This is a genomic window from Marinobacter sp. DUT-1 (assembly GCF_050379415.1).
GTDB lineage: Bacteria > Pseudomonadota > Gammaproteobacteria > Pseudomonadales > Oleiphilaceae > Marinobacter.
The window spans coordinates 631,180-648,189 of sequence record NZ_JBNRLS010000003.1 but is presented as its reverse complement, the minus strand read 5'-3'; the positions used below and the strand labels follow the sequence as shown (position 1 = coordinate 648,189).

Sequence of the window (17,010 nt, the reverse complement as noted above, 5' to 3'; positions counted from 1 at the left end):
GAAAAGGAAAACCCGTGCGCGCCTACGCCGACAACGACTACCCCACCGACCATAAACCCGACTGGAAAGTGATAGCCGGCCTCTGGCCCTACCTGGCGGAGTTCCGTGGCCGGGTGATCCTGGCGCTGTCGTTGCTGGTGCTGGCGAAGCTGGCCACGGTGGCCACGCCGGTTGCCCTCAAGTACATCGTCGATTACCTGGACCAGAATCGGGGGGCGGATATGGTGCTGTGGATACCGGTAGTGCTGGTTGTCGCCTACGGTAGTCTCCGGTTTGGCAGCACCCTGTTCAGTGAATTGCGTGATGCTGTCTTTGCCCGGGTGGCGGAACGGGCCATGCGGCGGGTGTCCCTGCGGGTATTCCGTCATCTGCACCAGCGGGAACTGGCTTTTCACCTGGACCGGAAGACCGGGGGCCTGGCCCGGGATATCGAGCGGGGAACCAACGGCATCAGTTTCCTGCTGCGCTTCACGCTGTTCAATATCGTCCCCACCCTGCTCGAGATCCTGCTGGTCGCCGGCATCCTGCTGGTGGTGTTCAACGTGGGTTACGTGCTGGCGATCCTGGTGGCGGTGGTGGTCTACGTGGTGTTTTCCATCAAGGTCACCGAATGGCGCACGAAGTTCGTACGGGAGGCCAATGCCCGGGACAACCAGTCCAACTCCAGGGCTGTGGACAGCCTGCTCAACTACGAGACAGTCAAGTACTTCAACAATGAGCGCTATGAAGCGGAGCTGTATGACCGGGATCTGGAGGACTGGGAAGCAGCCCGGCTGAAAAACCGGTTGTCACTGGCCACCCTGAACGGCGGCCAGGCGTTGATCATTGGTGTGGCCCTGGTCGTGATCATGGCCATGGCGGTGCGTGAGGTGGCGTCCGGGGAGATAACCCTGGGGGATTTCACCATGATCAATGCCTACCTGATCCAGCTGTTCATCCCCTTGAATGCCCTGGGATTTGTTTATCGGGAAATCCGCCAGGCCCTGGTGAACGTCGAGCGTCTGTTCAAGCTGCTTGGCGACCGGCCGGTGATTGTGGATAAACCGGGTGCTCCGGCCCTGGCTGTGGATAACGGTGAGGTCCGGTTCGATCACGTTCACTTTGGCTACCGGGCCGACCGGCCGATCCTGAAGGATGTGGATTTCGCCATTCCCGCCGGGCATACGGTGGCGGTGGTCGGTGCCAGTGGGGCCGGCAAGTCCACCCTGGCGAGGTTGCTGTTCCGGTTCTTCGATGTGGACAGCGGCAGTATCCGGATTGATGGCCAGGATATCCGGGACGTGACCCAGGACAGCCTGCGGGCTGCCATCGGGGTGGTGCCCCAGGATACGGTTCTGTTCAATGACACCCTGTACCGGAATCTCGCCTATGGCCGGCCGGAAGCGACTGAAGAGGATGTGCACCGGGCAGCCCGGATGGCTCACCTGGAGGGGTTTATCCACAGCCTGCCCGAGGGCTATGACACCCGGGTCGGTGAACGTGGTCTGAAACTGTCGGGGGGCGAGAAGCAGCGGGTGGCCATCGCCCGGGTGATCCTCAAGAACCCGCCCCTGCTGATCCTGGACGAGGCCACGTCGTCACTGGATTCGCTGTCGGAGCAGGCCATCCTCGGGGCCCTGCGGGAGGTCAGCCGGCAGCGGACCACCCTGGTCATCGCCCATCGGCTGTCCACCATCCGGGATGCCGATACCATCCTGGTGATGGATGCCGGCAGGATCGTGGAGAGTGGCCATCATAACGACTTGCTGGCCCGCAACGAACATTATGCCCGACTCTGGCGCCAGCAACACCAGGATCAGTCGTCGGCGTGACGAATTGCCCGGGCCAGCCCGGAGGCTCGCACCACCTGTTGACTGGCACTGGCTCTGAACACCCCGGCGTCACCGGTGATCAGGCTGAACCAGTTCCGGGCCCGGGTGATGCCGGTGTAGACCAGTTCCCGTGTCAGCACCGGGCTCATGCGGTCAGGCAACACCAGGCAGGTGTGATTGAATTCCGAGCCCTGGGATTTGTGGACCGTCATGGCATAGACCGTCTCAAGCTGCTGCAGGCGGCTCGGCGATATCCAGCGGATGCCGTCGGAACCGTCGCTGCTGGGGAAGGCCACCCGCAATGCCGGCCGGGGCTCCCCGTTCTCGGCCCGGTCCCAGGGCACACTGAAGGTGATGCCGATATCGCCGTTCATGAGGCCGAGATTGTAGTCATTGCCGGTGACCAGTACCGGCCGCCCGGCGTACCAGCCTTCCGCCCGGGGGATCAGTTTCTCCGCCAGCAGGTGCCGGGCAATGCGCTCGTTGAGGCCTTCCACGCCCCAGGGACCCTGCCGCAGGGCACACAGGAGCTGGAAGTCACCGAACGCTGATAACACCTTGCGGGCCAGCTGGTCCCAGTCCGCCAGAGGACTGTTCATCCCCAGATCGTGGTTGGCCATCAGTTGGAGATAATGGCGATAGCCCACCGGCGCCGATAGTTCCTTACCATCCAGTACCCTGCCCCTGCCACCGTCGTGGAATGCCCCGGGGCTGCCGGAAATGGCATGGTGGCAGAGGTTTTCAAGGGTCGTTTCCGGATCCGGGCTGGCATCGTCGCCGTTGAGCCAGATGACGTCCTCGAAGGTCGCCCTGCGGCAGTGTTGGAGCATCGCGGCATCCAGGGTGTTGGTATTGACCGCTTCTGCCAGTTGGCGAATACCGCTGTTCTCGGTGAAGCGGTAGCTCTTGCGAAGCATGGCTACGGCCTGGTCCAGTGCCTGGCCCCGGGAATCCACCAGATCCTCCGGTAGTGATTGCCCGGTCACTGATTGCAGCCACTGTGCAGTGTCAGGTCGATAGTGGGCCTGTCGGGCCCGTTGACAGAGTTCGCCCAGAACCGCGCCGGCATCCACCGACGCGAGCTGGTCCTTGTCGCCGAGCAGAATCAGCTGGGCATGGTCCGGCAGGGCCTCGAACACCGAGGCCATCAGGTCGACATCCACCATGGACGCTTCGTCGATCACCAGGATATCCACCAGCAGGGGATTGTCCCGGTTATGGCGGAATTTTCGGGTATCCGGGCGACTGCCCAGCAACCGGTGGAGGGTGGTGACCCGGGTCGGGATATCCTCCAGACGGACCCGGCCGGGTAGCTGGTCCAGCGGCAGGCGACTGACCGCTCCGCCAATGGATTCGTTCAGGCGTGCCGCTGCCTTGCCGGTGGGTGCAGCCAGACGAATGCGGAACTTCCGGCCGGCACGGCCGGGATCCTCACCCGCCACTGCCTGCAAGGCCGCCAGCAGGTTCACCACGGTGGTGGTCTTGCCGGTGCCGGGACCACCGGTGATGACCGCAAAGCGGTTACGCGCGGCCAGGGCGCAGGCCAGTTTCTGGTAGTCCAGCTCATCAGCTGGCCGAAACAGGATACTGAGCGTTGCGGCCAGGGTTTGTGTGGCGCCGGAGCCGGGATCATCGAGCGGGGAGTTCAGGGCGAGGCGAGTGCTGATGCCCCGGGCAATCCGCTGTTCGTAACGCCAGAAACGCCGAAGGTAAAGCCGGGTGTCGTTCACAACCAGAGGTGTAGTAAGTGAACCATCACTTACTGCCTGAGTGTTGGCCAGGGACGACAGGCAGTCCTCAAGGGAGGCCTTAGCCAGGACCTCGGACGGTGAGGGGCAACCGTCCAGGCTCCCGTCCGGGTAGACGGCGCTGGGGTCTTCCGGGGGCAAGGCCAGGGTGTTACCGGCGTCCTCCAGCAAACTCAGCAGGTCGATGCAGACATGCCCACGCCCGACCTGGTGCGAGGCCAGGGCCGCCAGCAACAGCAGCAGCGGGTCCGGGGTCTCGCCCTGCACTTCGCACAGTTGCCGGATCAGCCGTGCAAAGGCTACATCCAGGGGGCGGATCCATTCGGCCTCGCGCCATTGCTCCAGCAGTGCTTCCAGTTGCTCGAGATTCATGCGGCATCCTCCCCGTGCAAGGCATCACCATCGAACAGGGCGTCGAGCTGTTCGATCAGCGCCCGTGGCGGTTTGTCGGTAAAGGCACCGGCGCCTGGGGCATGGATACCCCGCAGGAACATGTAGACCGCACCGCCAATGTGCTGGTCATAGTCATAACCCGGCAGCCGGGCCTTCAGCAGGCGATGCAGGGCGAGCAGGTAGAGCACGTATTGCAGGTCGTAGCGCTTGTCGAGGATGGCCTGGCCCATGGCCTGGTCGGTGTAGGCGCTGTCGTCTTCCCCGAGGGTGTTGGATTTGTAGTCGAGCACGTAGTAGCGGCCCTCGTGTTCAAATACCAGGTCGATGAAGCCCTTGAGCATGCCGTTGAACCGGCGGTTATCCACCTGGACCCGGTCTGCACCCTCGAGGGTGTGCCGGCGCACCAGGCTGTCGAGGGAACCGGTGGTGACGTTGCAGCTCTCGAACCAGAATTCCAGTTCCGGCCGCACGGTGCCGAACTCCATCAGGGCGGTGCGAGTGTCCCCGTCGCGGTCCAGGCGCAGGGGGGTCCGGATCAGGCTCAGCAGCCAGTGCTCCAGGGTATCGGTCCAGTCGCTCCAGCCGCGAATGGTGCAGCGCCGCTCCAGGTATTCCCGAAGCATCGCCGGGTTATCCACAACCCGGGCAAACCCCTGCTGGCAGCACCATTCCAGCAGCTCGTGGAGGAAGGTGCCCGGCCCCGCCCCTTTCGGAAACTGATGGAGGGAGTGACCGGCGGGGGGTATCGGCCCCCCATCATCGGTGCCCTGGGCGGATTCTTCCAGCAGGTTCTGGGTTTCGGCATCCTCCACCTCCCCGCTGAACACCACGCCGGTCCCGGCCAGGCCGGTGTATTCGATCGAGGAATAGCTGGCAATCCACCAGTCTTCCCGGGCTTCCCGGGTCGCTTGCAGTGCCGGCCCCAGGGCTTGCGGCGCCGCCTCGGAATAACCGGCCGTATCGGCTTCGGGCAGCGCCATGACCGTGATGGTTTCCTCGTCCCGGGCCAGGAGATTCAGGCTGTCGGCCAGGGGGGACTGTTCCCGGCCTTCGCCCCCAAGCAGGTAGCCCAGGCCGCTTTGTGCCCAGTTGTCGATGGCGGCGACCCCCACCCAGGTGGCATACCGGGCCCTGGTCAGGGCCACGTAGAGTTTGCGGATATCCTCGCCCAGCCGTTCCCGGTCGGCGCGGGCAACCGCCTCGGGCTCCGGATCGAACACAGTTACCAGCCGGCCCTGGTCATCGTGGTAGCGGACATAGGCCTGCTTGTCGTTCTGGGCCCGAAAGGCAGTCCCGAACGGCAGGAACACCAGCGGGTATTCCAGACCCTTGGATTTGTGCACGGTAATCACCTTGACCAGGCCGGCGTCGCTTTCCAGTCGCAGGGTGCGGTATTCGTCCTCTTCGTCCGCCGCCCTCAGGATCTGGGCGTAGTGGTGCACCAGCGCGTGCTCGCCATCCAGCTGCAGGCTGTCCTGCTGCAGCAGCTCGGCGATGTGCAGGATATCGGTCAGCCGCCGTTCGCCATCGGGCCGTTGCAGCAGCCGTGCCGGGACCTCGAAGTCCATCAGGAAGCTGCGCAGCATGGGCAGCACGCCCTGGCTTCGCCACTGGTCGTGATAGCCCATGAACCGTTCGATTTCCCGCTCCAGGGCGATTTCGTCGGTGAGTAGCCGATCCAGGCTCTGCCAGGACTGGCCCAGGGTGGGCGTGGCCAGTGCCGCCCGGGTCAGCGCCAGTTGCCGGGGTTCGGCAAAGGCCCGCAGCCAGGTCAGCACCTCGCTGGCCTCGGTGGAGGTCAGCACGGAATCCCGGTCGGACAGGTACACGCTCTTGATCCGGCGCTGGCCCAGGGCTTCACGCACTGCCGCCGCCTCGTTGCGATTATTGACCAGGATGGCGATGTCGGCCGGGCGGACCGGCTGAAGGTCCGCCGGGCTATCCGGCAGCGCAAAGCCGGCCCTGCCCTGTTGCCCCAGGGTCAGCAGACGGGCGACTTCGCTGGCACAGCTTTGTGCCACCTCGGCGGTGGCCGTGCCCTTGGCCAGGGGCTTGCGGTTGCCGTTCCGGTCCTCGTCCTCACTGTCGAGGGTCCAGAAACTGAGGCTGGATTGGTCCTCGCCGTCGATCTGCCATTGCCGTTTGGTCCCGTTGGCATCGACGCCCTGGAACGGCAGTGGCGTGCGGTCGCCCTTGCCGAACAGGAAGGCGCCGTCCCGGCTGTGCTGGTCGGCATGCTCGAATACCCGGTTTACCGCCGCCACCATGCTGGCGGAGGAGCGGAAGTTGCGGCCCAGGGTCCAGGTCCGGTCCCGGGCACCCTGGCGGGCTTCCAGGTAGGTGTAGATGTCTGCGCCACGGAATCCGTAGATGGCCTGTTTGGGGTCCCCGATCATCAGCAGACAGGTATGCGGGTCGTTGTCCGCCACCCGGTAGATGCGGTTGAAGATCCGGTACTGCACCGGGTCGGTGTCCTGGAACTCGTCGATCAGAGCCACCGGGAACTGGCGGCGGATGGTGCTGGCGAGTTGATCGCCCCGGGGGCCGTGCAGGGCATCGTCCAGGCGGGTGAGCAAATCGTCGAAACCCATCTCCGAGCGTTGCTGCTTCTCCGATTCCAGCCGTTGCGCGACCCAGATGCTGGCGTGCCGGAGGATATCCGCCCGGGCGCTGGGCTGGTTCTGGCTGAACTCGATCAGTTCATCGATGGCGTCGAAGGCCGGATGATGTGGGGCCGGGTCCTCGCCCTTGAGGATGTGCGCCAGGCCCTCCGGAGTCTGGTTCCGGAACCCGGCCTTGTCCAGGCCGTCCGGGATCGGTTCGTCCGACTCCGCCCAGGCCACCAGGGTGTCCCAGATTTTGACCATCGCGTTCTTGCTGACGCCGTGCAGGCGCTTGCTCTTGTTCAGCTCGTTGAGCAGGACAATCACCTCGCCCCGCCACTCTGCCCAGGGACAAGCTTTCAGTTCCCGGGCGCGGGCCAGGCGCGCGCTGACCACCGAATCGATAACCTCCTGGACATCGCCGGCCGGAGAGCCCAGCTGGCCGGCCTCGGGAATCAGGTTACGGATGGCCCCGCGCAGGGCCTCCGGGGTCTTCCAGTGGCCCAGGGCCTCGTCCATCAGCACCGGAGGCAAGGGATAGATGAAGGTGCGCCAGTAGTCCCGGACCACGTCGTCGAGCAGTTCACTCTGGTCGGTTTCCAGGGTGAGCCGGAACAGGCTGCCGCTGTCGAAGGCGTGTTCGCTGAGCATCCGGTTGCACCAGCCGTGGATGGTGGAAACCGCCGCCTCGTCCATCCATTCCGCCGCCAGCAACAGCTTTTTCCGGCACTCCGGCCAGCTGGCCGGGTCCGGGTAGCTGCTGTCTCTCAGCTCATACAAGAGTCGGGTTTCGGCCGGGGGCTCGCTGGCGTCCTTACTGTCGGAAAACACCTCGGCCGCCTGGGTCAGGCGGGTACGGATGCGGTCCCGAAGCTCCTTGGTGGCGGCATCGGTAAAGGTCACCACCAGCAGGTTGGGCGGCAGCATGCCCCGGGCCAGCGGGCTGTCTTCATTCTGGCCATGACCCAGTACCAGCCGCACGTACAGGATGGCGATGGTGAAGGTCTTGCCGGTTCCGGCACTGGCCTCGATCAGGGTGCTGCCGTTCAGGGGCAGGGTCAAAGGGTCGAGGTTCGGGTTGCGATTGGTCATCTCGGTACTCATGCCTCTCCCTCGATCTGTTCGGCGGCGGACTTGCCCTGCTCTGCCTCCCAGAGTGGCACGTACAGCTGGTGCAGCAAGGCCTCGAATTCACCGCTGGCGAGTAACGCCTCCGGGCTGTCGAAGGCGCCGCGCAGGTAACCGGTGTCCCGTTCGAGGGCCGTGCTGTAGGCCTGTTCGGCATCATTGCGGGCCCGCTCGTCATCGCCCCGGTATTTCTTGCTCTGGTAATAGCTGGTAATCCAGGCGAATCCCGCCTCACAGTGGATGGGCAGGGTGCGGGTGGTGGCCTCCATCCACCGGGTCAGGATGGCCTCCAGGTACTGCCTGGCCTGTTCCGGAGCCATGACTGTGAAACTGAAGGTGCGTTTCTCCTCCCTGGCCAGAATCAGGGTCTCGAAAGGCTGGTCGGTGAGCTGGCCGGCCAGGTGAATCACCCAGTCCCGCATCAGGTTGGCGTAGCGCACTTTCCTGCTGCCACCGGAGCCGGACAACAGGCTGGAGCCGGCCACCACCAGACGGCACAACCGGCCGTCGGGGTTGGTGCGCAGGTTGTCGATCAGGTCGACCACTTCCACCGAGCCCGTGTTGTTCCGGTACTGGTACTCGAAGTTCAATGGTTCGGAGATGGCCTCCGGCCAGTCGGACAGCGCGGCCCGGTAGCGTTGATGCAGGTCCGGTAACCGACCGGCCAGTTCCGTGCGCAACCGGTGTTCGGTGACCCCCATGCCCAGGTCGCCGCGCCGGGCCATGCGATCGAGGGTGGCTTCCAGCCGTTCGTGCAGGTCTTCCTCGCTGACGGCCTTGATCACGCCTTCGCGGATCAGTTCGCTGTCCAGCCGCCACCGGTCCAGGCCGTTGAGGTCAAAGTTCTCGTTATCGGTGTCATCGTCCTCCAGCTCCTCGAAATGCACCTGCAGGCGTCGCTGGTAGAAGGTGTCGATGGGCTTTTTCAGGAAGTTCGACAGGTCGGCCAGCCGGATCGGCTCCTCCGGTTGCTGGTACGGCAGCGGTGCCTGATCCGGTTCGGTTGGTTCGGTGCCATGAGCACTGCGCCATTCCCGCTCGAAGGTAAACAGGCTTCGGGATTGCAGCACCTCGGCCAGGGGGCGGGGCGGGCTCTCGGGACCGGCGTCCAGGCCGTTGCTCCGGGGAAAATAATCCCGGCTGAAGGGCTGCAGCGGATGCCGGGTGGTCAGGGCTTCGGTGACCGATCCGTCTGGCTCGCCCGGGATTGTCCACAGGCTGTCCAGGTGATCCTGAAGCTGGCCCACCAGAACGGAGGGTGGGCGCTCCGAATCGTCCCTGATGCTGCGGCCCACCCAGCTGATATAGAGCTGTTCCCGGGCTGACAGTAGGGCCTCCAGGAACAGGTAGCGATCATCCTCGCGCCGGGACCGGTCCCCGGGGCGGTAGTCGTTGGCCATCAGGTCGAAATCCACCGGTGGCCGGGAGCGCGGATAGTCGCCATCGTTCATGCCCAACAGGCAGACCTTGCGGAACGGGATCGCCCGCATCGGCATCAGGGTGGCGAAGTTGACCTTGCCGGCGAGGAAGCGCTGGTTCAGTCCGCCTTCGTCCAATCCGGCCAGCAGGACATCCTTGACGATGTTCAGTGGCAGGGGTTGGGCGTCCAGCCCGGCGGCCAGGGCATCCTCCAGCCATTGTTCCAGCTGGCGGCGGAAGCGGTTGAGCAATAACAGGTCGTTGCCCTCGACCCTGAGGAAAAAGCGCTCGAGCATCTGCGAGAACAGGGTCTCCCAGTCCGTCGGGGTGCGCGGCGTTTGCAGGGCCTGCCAGAGGTCCTCGAGTTGTTCCACGAATTCCGCCAGCCGCCCGGCGAGACTCGCCTGCAACCCGCCGATTTCACCATAGGGTTCGATGCCGGCCCAGGGCTCATCCTCGCCCATGCCGTAACCGAGCAACATGGCTCGCAGGCCGGATTGCCAGGTGTTGCGTTCCAGCTCCGCCGGCAGCTCCAGGCTTTGCCGGTGCTGCCCGTGCAGGCCCCAGCGGATATTGGCGCCTTCCACCCAGAGCCGGGCCAGGGGAATCTCGCCTTCGTCGATACCGAAGCGGTCCCGGATGCCGGGTACTTCCAGCAGGCTCAGGATCTCGCTCACTCCGAAGCGGCTGCGCGGTAGGGACATCAGGGTTTCCAGGGCAATCAGCACCGGTTCATGATGGCGCTGCCCCTGATCGGAGATGGTGAACGGGATGTGGCGTTTCTGTCCGGCCTGGTAGCGGCCGAACACGGCCTGGATATGGGGCGCGTAAACATTGATGTCCGGTACCATGACCATCACGTCCCGAGGGCGCAGGTCGGGATCGGCATTGAAGGCCGCCAGCAGCTGGTCGTGGAGGATTTCCACTTCCCGCTGGGGGCTGTGGGCATCGTGGAAGACCAGCGAGTGATCCCGGGCCAGGTCCAGCTCGCGGTTTTCCGCGCGGATGTCCTGCAGTGGCGTCAGGTTGTAGATGTCATTCTGCAGTTGGTGCAGCAGGGACGGTTCGCCCGGTTCTCCGTGGGCGGAGAAGATGTCGATTTTCTGGTCCGGGGTCTCGAACCGGTCCCGGTATTCCTCGGGATTGTCGAATTCATCCAGCAGGCGGATGTAGTCCCGGCCCTGTTTGCCCCAGGCTGCCAGCAACGGATTGGCATGCTGGTGCAGCTGGTCCGGGTCGGCGATCTTCGATAGTTCCGGATGGGTGATGCCCCGTTTGCGTTCGGCCTTCAGCAGTTCCCGGTCACTGACGATGTCGGCCCAGTAGTATTGGCAGGGATTGTGGACGCACAGTACCACCTGGCTGAACCGGCTGAGTACGTATAGCGCTTCCAAGGCCTGCCGTGGTAGCGAGGAGACACCGAACACTACGATCCGCGTGGGCAGCCGGGAGCGGTTCGCCGGCGCTGACAGGCGCTGGCCCTCGGCCATGAACCGGGTGTGAATCCGGGACCGGCTGGTGTGGGCGTGCTGTCCCACATCCTCCACCAGTTTGCGCCAGAGCAGAGGCTGCCAGAGCGTCTCCGGGTCCAGGGGCTTTTCCTCGTTGCGGGCGGTGATTACCACATCCCGGCCCTGCTCCCAGGCACTGAGCCAGTCGGCGCGGAATACCTGGTACTGGTCAAACAGGTCCGCCACCTTCTCCGCCAGCTGGAAGTTGCGCAGGTCGGTGTCGGTGCCATCCAGGAACCGCGCCAGCGGCGTGAAGGCCTGGTCCTGGCCCACCAGGTCCGGCAACAGCCGGTACAGCCGCCACACGAGTCGGCGCTTGTCGAAGGGCGACTGTTCCGGCACTTCGCCGTCCGGCAGTACCGCCCGGTATGCCTGCCAGATAAACCGCGCGGGAAACAGGAAGTCCATGCCGGCGGCGATACCCAGGCCCCCTTCGGCGCCATCGTCCGAGCGTTTCTCGGCCAGGGCCAGCTTCAGCCACTGGGCAATACCGTTACTCTGGACCAGGAAAGTCTCGCTCTGCAGTGGTGGCAGCGGGTTCTCCCGGCACAGGAAAATCACCGCACGGCGCAGGTCTTCCAGGTGGTTGGCATGGATGGCGTGAAAGCCGGGCTGGATGGCGGAGTGGTCGGCCATGGGGCTCCTTGTTGGCAATCGGTTCAATCCTGATGCCACAGGTTACCGTATGTGGCTGGAAAATCAGACGGTCATTATGCCTGATCAGTCTGACCAATGGCTGCGACAGATACCGTCGCGGGAGCTTTACTGGTCGATCACTTTTTAATCATCTGTTCGTGGTCCGCAGCGTATGATTCAGGGAGGGCGTGGCGCAAAAGCGGAGGTGAGAAAGATGGCCTGGAATCCTCTCCGGACTAGAGTCCGATTACCGTGTTTCCTTCTGATCGTCTTGTTGGTAGTCGCGCTGCCAGGGGTACCCAGTGCCGAGGAACAGGACGAGGCCATTGAACAGACCATCCTGAGGCAGATTGAGGCCTTTGCCAACGACGACCAGGAGGCCGCCTGGTCGTTCGCATCCGAGGGTATCAAGCGTCGGTTTGGTGATGCCAATGTGTTCTTCAGCATGGTTCGGGAGGCCTATCCTGCGGTGCATCGGGCCACGACCATCGAATTTGTCGAGCTGGTCCCTCACGGTACGTTCGATATCCAGGTGGTACGACTGACCGGCCCGGACGGACAACGCTGGGATGCCTACTACCGGATGGTGCGCAGTGATGGCGACTGGCGGGTGGCCGGTGTGCAATTGCAGCCTGCGGACATGGGAATTTAAAGCGTATTTGAGGTCACGGGCGAGCGGGCGTAGAGTTGCATGACCTGACTGCTTTCCGTGAAGTACCTGCTCGCCCTATGACCACCTTTGATCCTGCCTCTGTGCCGCGTGCCGCGGACCTGGATAATCCGCTGTATTACCTGGAAAACATGGAAACTGTGGTGCGCTGGGTGCGGGATCATCACGGTGATCTGCTGACCGGCTCTGAATTCAGCCTGTTGGAAACCTTCCTCGGTCTTGAGACAGAGGAAAAAGCGCTGTTGACCCGTCTGGTGATGCGCACGGGCGAACTGTTCCGGGCGGACAAACTGGTCTATCCGGAGCTGGATTCGCCAGTTCCTGAAATCCTGTCTCGCCTGGTGTCGGAAGACTGGCTCGAATCTGAGCCTGTGCTCGACCTCGATGAGCTTTTCCGCCTGTTCACCCTGGCAGAGCTGCGGCCCGCCTTCGCAGATGTATTGCAAAACCTTGGCCAAGGCCGGACCGTTCCGAAGGCCACTATGAAAGCAGTGTTGTCCGACCACTTGTCGGGCACGCGGCCGCTGGCGGAATGGTTCGACGCCGCTGATGTCCGGGTGATCCGGCTGCAACACATGGCGTTGTTTGACCGCATCCGTTTGATGTTCTTCGGTAATCTGCGCCAGACCTGGTCCGACTTTGTGCTGGTGGAGTTGGGGTACCAGGCTTATGAGCAGGTGCCTCTCAGCCGCGAATCCCGGGCCTTCGACTGTCGCAGCGACGTGGACTGCTATCTGGCCATGCAGGCCTGTCGGGATCAGCTCGACCAGGAGGTTCCGGCGTCTGAAGTGTGGCCGCAGGTGCCCGGGCCGGTGACCAACGCCTGGCTGGCGAGCCGGCGGGACCGGCTGCTGCTGGAGCTGGGCAGGCAGGCCGAGCGCCAGGGCGATAGGGAGTTGGCGCTGATAGCCTGGGCTCAGAGCCAGCATCGGGAGGCCCGGTTGAAGCAGTTGCGGCTGCTGGAGCGGATGAAACGGCACCAGGAAGCCTGGGACATCGCCAGCCAGTGGCAAAGCGAAGAAATGAGTGATGCCGAACGCCAGGGCCTGCACCGGATCCTGAAACGGCTGGCCCCGAAGGTGGGCGAGCCCAGGCCGGCTCCGGTAACGACACTGCCGATCAATGAATGGCAGATTTCGTTACCCCGGCCGGCGGTCGGCTCGGTGGAATGGGCCGCGGCGGAACACCTTAACCGACCCGAGGCCCCGGTGGCCTATGTGGAAAACACCCTGATCAATGGCCTGTTCGGCCTGTTGTGCTGGCCGGTGATCTTCAAGCCGGTGCCCGGTGCTTTTTTCCACCCCTTCCATACCGGCCCCGCCGACCTGACCCGGGAGGATTTCGTGGAGCGCCGCCGTCCCGACTTCGAGGCCTGCTTCGTCACCCTCGGCGATGGCGGATACCGCCAGCGCATTCTGGATACCTGGCATGACAAGCAGGGGCTCGCCAATCCGTTTGTTATCTGGCCGGCCCTGTCCAAGGATCTGGTCGAGCTGGCCCTGGAGTGCATCCCGGCGGAGCACCTGAAGGTTATGTTTCGGCGCCTGCTACTGAATGTGAAGGAGCATCGCAGCGGCTTCCCGGACCTGATCCAGTTCCACCCGCAGCGTCCGGACGATGAACCGCGGTATGAAATGGTGGAGGTGAAAGGCCCGGGTGACCGATTGCAGGATCACCAGCGCCGATGGCTGGATTTCTTTGCCCGGGAAGGTATACCCGCCAGTGTCTGTTACGTTCGTTGGGACGAGGATTCCGGCGTCGGGAGCCGTGAATGAAGGCGGCGGTGCGTACCCTGTGCGAGTTTGCCGCCCGGGCCGGGGACCTGGACTTCCGGTACACCCCAGCACCGTCCTCCGAGGAGGGCATTGCCGGCCACCAGGCCATCCAGTCCCGCCGGGGCTACGGTTATAAAAGCGAGTATTTACTGACCGGAGAGTGCCTGGGAATAAAGCTTTCGGGCAGAGCGGACGGTTATGATCCCCATCGTGGCCGGCTGGAGGAAATCAAGACCCACCGGGGCGACCTTGCCCGGGTTCGGGAACACCAGCGGGCCCTGCACCGGGCCCAGTTGCGTGCCTACGGTGCCCTGCTGTGCCAACAGGAAAAGCGGAAAAAGATCGAGTTGGTGCTGGTGTATTACGACACCGGCCGGGACAAGGAAACTCTGGTTGCCGAAACCGCCGGCGCCGAAGAACTCTGGCAGGAACTCGAGGGTTTGTGCCGGCAATTTCGCGCCTGGGCCGAGCAGGAAGAACACCACCGGGAACAGCGTAATGTAGCCCTTGCCCGCTTGAATTTTCCCTTTGCCGACTTCCGACCGCGCCAGCGGCAACTGGCCGAAACCGTCTACAAGAATGCCGTGACCGGCGGCACCCTGTTGCTGGAAGCGCCCACCGGCCTGGGTAAAACCCTGGGCACTCTGTTTCCGGGCCTGATGGCCATGGCCCGGGCCGACCAGGACCGCCTGTTCTATCTGACCTGCCGCAATACCGCCCGGCAACTGGCCCTGGACGCTGTGGATAAACTCAGGGCCGCCCAGGACGACGCTGTTGATTGGTCACTCAGAGTGCTGGAGCTGGTGGCCAAGGACGACGCCTGCGAACACCCGGACAAGGCCTGTCACGGTGACTCCTGCCCGTTGGCCAAGGGGTTTTTCGATCGGCTGCCGGCTGCCCGTGCCGAGGCTGCCCAATCCGGGACACTCATCCGGGCCGAACTGGCGCGTATTGCCGCGGGCCATGATATCTGTCCCCATTTCCTGGCCCAGGAGATGGCCCGCTGGAGTGACGTGGTGATCGGCGACGTCAACCGGATGTTTGACCAGTCCGCCCTGCTCCACGGCCTGGTTCGCCAGAACCAGTGGCAGGTCCCGATCCTGGTGGATGAGGCCCATAACCTGGTGGACCGGGCCCGGGGCATGTACTCGGTAACGCTTGACCAGCAGCGACTGTTGCGGGTAAAGAAAACCGCCCCGAAGGTGCTCAAGAAGGCCCTGGACCGCACCGCGCGCGCCTGGCAAACCCTGATCCGGGACCAGGATGTGGACCCGGCTGTGCCGGTGTTTCTCGAGACCTTGCCGCCGAGCCTGATCGGCAGCCTGCAGGGACTGGTCTCCACCCTCACCGATTATCTGGCGGACCACCCGCCGGACCTGGCGCTCCAGGAACTGCTGTTCGAGAGCGTCGGTTTCATGAAGCTGGCGGACAGCTTCGGTGACCACTCCCTCTGTGAATTCCGGCGTTCCGGTCGTGGCCGGGCCTCTCTCACCATCCAGAACCTGATTCCGGCGGACTTCCTGCGCGAACGGTTTGCGGCCGCGGGATCGGTGTTGTTGTTCTCGGCCACCCTGAGCCCGGGCATCTACTACCGGGATTTGCTTGGCCTGTCGGAAACCACAGCCTTTACCTCCCTGCCCAGCCCCTTCAGCGCCGATCAGCTGCAGATCCACTTTACGCCCAGGATCAGTACCCGCCAGGCGCATCGGGAGTCGTCGCGGGCACCGATCGCAGAGATCATTGCCCGTCAGTTCCGGGAACGTCCCGGCCATTACCTGGCTTTCTTCAGCAGTTTCCAGTACCTCAGGAACGTCAGCGAGACCCTCGCCGAACAGGCACCGGATATTCCCCAGCGCTGTCAGGCGCCGGGCATGAGCCAAGCCGAGCGGGAGGCCTTCCTGGCGGAGTTCCGTCAGCCGGAGCCCGGTGTCGCGTTTGCGGTGCTCGGAGGGGTGTTCAGCGAAGGCATCGACCTGCCGGGTGACCAGCTGATCGGCGCTTTTGTGGCGACCCTGGGACTACCACCGTTCGATCCCTGGCACGAAATACTCAAGGATCGGTTACAGGAACGTTTCGGTGCGGGCTATGACTACACCTACCTGATACCAGGCCTGCGGAAAGTGGCCCAGGCCGCCGGCCGGGTGATCCGGACCCCGGAGGACCGGGGCGTGATCTGGTTGATTGATGACCGGTTCACACGCCCGCAGGTGCGGAACCTGCTGCCGCGCTGGTGGTTTGCCGGGCCTGAAGACGGCGGGTCAACGACCGGTTGATGGTGATGGTTTTCGGGGCGGTATCGCCGCCGATGATCCGCCAGGCCTGCTCCAGGGTCGCGGCGGCGATGGCTTCATGATTCTGGGGCAGGGAATTGACCGGGAGCGGCAGGAAATCCAGCAGGCGATCATCACCGAAGGTCGCCAACCGGAGACGGTCCGGTAACCCTTCCGGCTGCTCCAGTAGTACATCCAGAACGCCCTGCAACAGGGTATACGACGCTGTGATCACGGCATCGGGCATCGGATGGGACCTCAGGAAAGCGCGCAAGGTGTTGGCACCGGCCCTGCGGTCATAGTGCGAGCAGCTTTCGATCATCGCCTTGCAACCCAGTGTGCTCATGGCCTGCTCGAAGCCCCGCCGACGTTCCTGTGTCATGGCCAGCGCGGGTACGGCATCGAGCCACAGCACGGTGCCCGGAGCATCGGACAGCAGGGACAGGGTCAGCTCCTCGGCCGCGCTGGCATTGTCGCTCACCACACAGGAGATCCGATCCGGTGACTGGGCCCGATCCACCGCGATCACCGGCAGACCCTGTTCCTGGAGTTGTGGATAGAACCCGTCATCCCTGGGCAGCGCGCTGGCCACAATCAGCGCATCGCATCGGCGGGCCTTCAGTGCGTGTGCCAGAGTTTTCTCCGTCTCGGGATCGTCGTCGGAGCCGGCGATCAGTAACTGATACCCGCGGGCCCTGGCCCCCTGTTCGAGCAATTTGGCCAGCCGTGCGTAACTGGTGTTTTCCAGGTCCGGCAGGATAAAACCGAGGGTCCGGCTGGCACCGCCCCGCAAGGCCGCTGCCTGGGTATCAACCTGAAAGTTGTGGTCGCGGGCAATCGCCAGCACCTTGTCGATGGTTTCCTGTTTGATACGCCGGGCCAGCCCCTGCCCATTGATCACATAGCTGGCGGTGGTGCGAGATACCCCGGCAAGGCGGGCAAGTTCGGCCAGTGTCATGCTGTCGGCTCCCCTGAAGATACGGCGGCGTCTGAAAAGTCTGCTTGATTTCTGATCATATCTGTTTCATGATCCATTTTAAGCATGC

The 17,010-nt window shown here is 63.8% G+C and carries 8 protein-coding genes; 4 read left to right on the top strand and 4 right to left on the bottom strand.

Annotated elements, in window-relative coordinates; all coding sequences use genetic code 11:
• The first annotated feature begins 14 nt into the window (after positions 1 to 14).
• Positions 15 to 1,811, top strand: a complete 1,797-nt coding sequence (locus ACQUTG_RS12910) for an ABCB family ABC transporter ATP-binding protein/permease (RefSeq protein WP_428919789.1) — start codon at positions 15 to 17, stop codon at positions 1,809 to 1,811.
• On the opposite strand, the gene recD is transcribed toward ACQUTG_RS12910, so the two are convergent.
• The 3 genes from recD to recC are packed head-to-tail and all read right to left on the bottom strand — an operon-like array spanning position 1,796 to position 11,249.
• Positions 1,796 to 3,931: an exodeoxyribonuclease V subunit alpha gene (gene recD / locus ACQUTG_RS12905; protein ID WP_428919788.1), complete on the bottom strand. Its 2,136-nt coding sequence runs from the start codon at positions 3,929 to 3,931 to the stop codon at positions 1,796 to 1,798. The two genes, ACQUTG_RS12910 and recD, sit on opposite strands and share 16 nt — an antisense overlap.
• A complete protein-coding gene (gene recB / locus ACQUTG_RS12900; protein ID WP_428919787.1) occupies positions 3,928 to 7,659 on the bottom strand; it encodes an exodeoxyribonuclease V subunit beta in 3,732 nt (1,243 codons plus the stop codon). The genes recD and recB overlap by 4 nt, the downstream gene beginning before the upstream one ends.
• Positions 7,656 to 11,249, bottom strand: a complete 3,594-nt coding sequence (gene recC / locus ACQUTG_RS12895; protein ID WP_428919786.1) for an exodeoxyribonuclease V subunit gamma — start codon at positions 11,247 to 11,249, stop codon at positions 7,656 to 7,658. Before recC ends, recB begins: the two co-directional genes overlap by 4 nt.
• Before the next feature lie 214 nt (positions 11,250 to 11,463).
• On the opposite strand from recC, the gene ACQUTG_RS12890 reads away from it, so the two are divergent.
• From ACQUTG_RS12890 to ACQUTG_RS12880, 3 genes are all read left to right on the top strand, one after another.
• Positions 11,464 to 11,901, top strand: a complete 438-nt coding sequence (locus ACQUTG_RS12890) for a DUF4864 domain-containing protein (RefSeq protein ID WP_428919785.1) — start codon at positions 11,464 to 11,466, stop codon at positions 11,899 to 11,901.
• A 77-nt stretch (positions 11,902 to 11,978) separates the two neighbouring features.
• Entirely contained in the window at positions 11,979 to 13,694 is a 1,716-nt protein-coding gene (locus ACQUTG_RS12885) for a VRR-NUC domain-containing protein (RefSeq protein WP_428919784.1), read from the top strand.
• On the top strand, positions 13,691 to 15,967 hold the full coding sequence (locus ACQUTG_RS12880; protein WP_428919783.1) for a helicase C-terminal domain-containing protein: 2,277 nt from the start codon (positions 13,691 to 13,693) through the stop codon (positions 15,965 to 15,967). Before ACQUTG_RS12885 ends, ACQUTG_RS12880 begins: the two co-directional genes overlap by 4 nt.
• On the opposite strand, the gene cra is transcribed toward ACQUTG_RS12880, so the two are convergent.
• Positions 15,888 to 16,922: a catabolite repressor/activator gene (gene cra, locus ACQUTG_RS12875; protein WP_428919782.1), complete on the bottom strand. Its 1,035-nt coding sequence runs from the start codon at positions 16,920 to 16,922 to the stop codon at positions 15,888 to 15,890. The two genes, ACQUTG_RS12880 and cra, sit on opposite strands and share 80 nt — an antisense overlap.
• Positions 16,923 to 17,010 lie beyond the last annotated feature (88 nt).

Bases quoted from the DNA above. Each gene is read 5' to 3' on its own strand.
- recD (WP_428919788.1), bottom strand. From the start codon at position 3,931: ATGAATCTCGAGCAACTGGAAGCACTGCTGGAGCAATGGCGCGAGGCC.
- recB (WP_428919787.1), bottom strand. From the start codon at position 7,659: ATGAGTACCGAGATGACCAATCGCAACCCGAACCTCGACCCTTTGACC.
- recC (WP_428919786.1), bottom strand. From the start codon at position 11,249: ATGGCCGACCACTCCGCCATCCAGCCCGGCTTTCACGCCATCCATGCC.
- ACQUTG_RS12890 (WP_428919785.1), top strand. From the start codon at position 11,464: ATGGCCTGGAATCCTCTCCGGACTAGAGTCCGATTACCGTGTTTCCTT.
- ACQUTG_RS12885 (WP_428919784.1), top strand. From the start codon at position 11,979: ATGACCACCTTTGATCCTGCCTCTGTGCCGCGTGCCGCGGACCTGGAT.
- ACQUTG_RS12880 (WP_428919783.1), top strand. From the start codon at position 13,691: ATGAAGGCGGCGGTGCGTACCCTGTGCGAGTTTGCCGCCCGGGCCGGG.
- cra (WP_428919782.1), bottom strand. From the start codon at position 16,922: ATGACACTGGCCGAACTTGCCCGCCTTGCCGGGGTATCTCGCACCACC.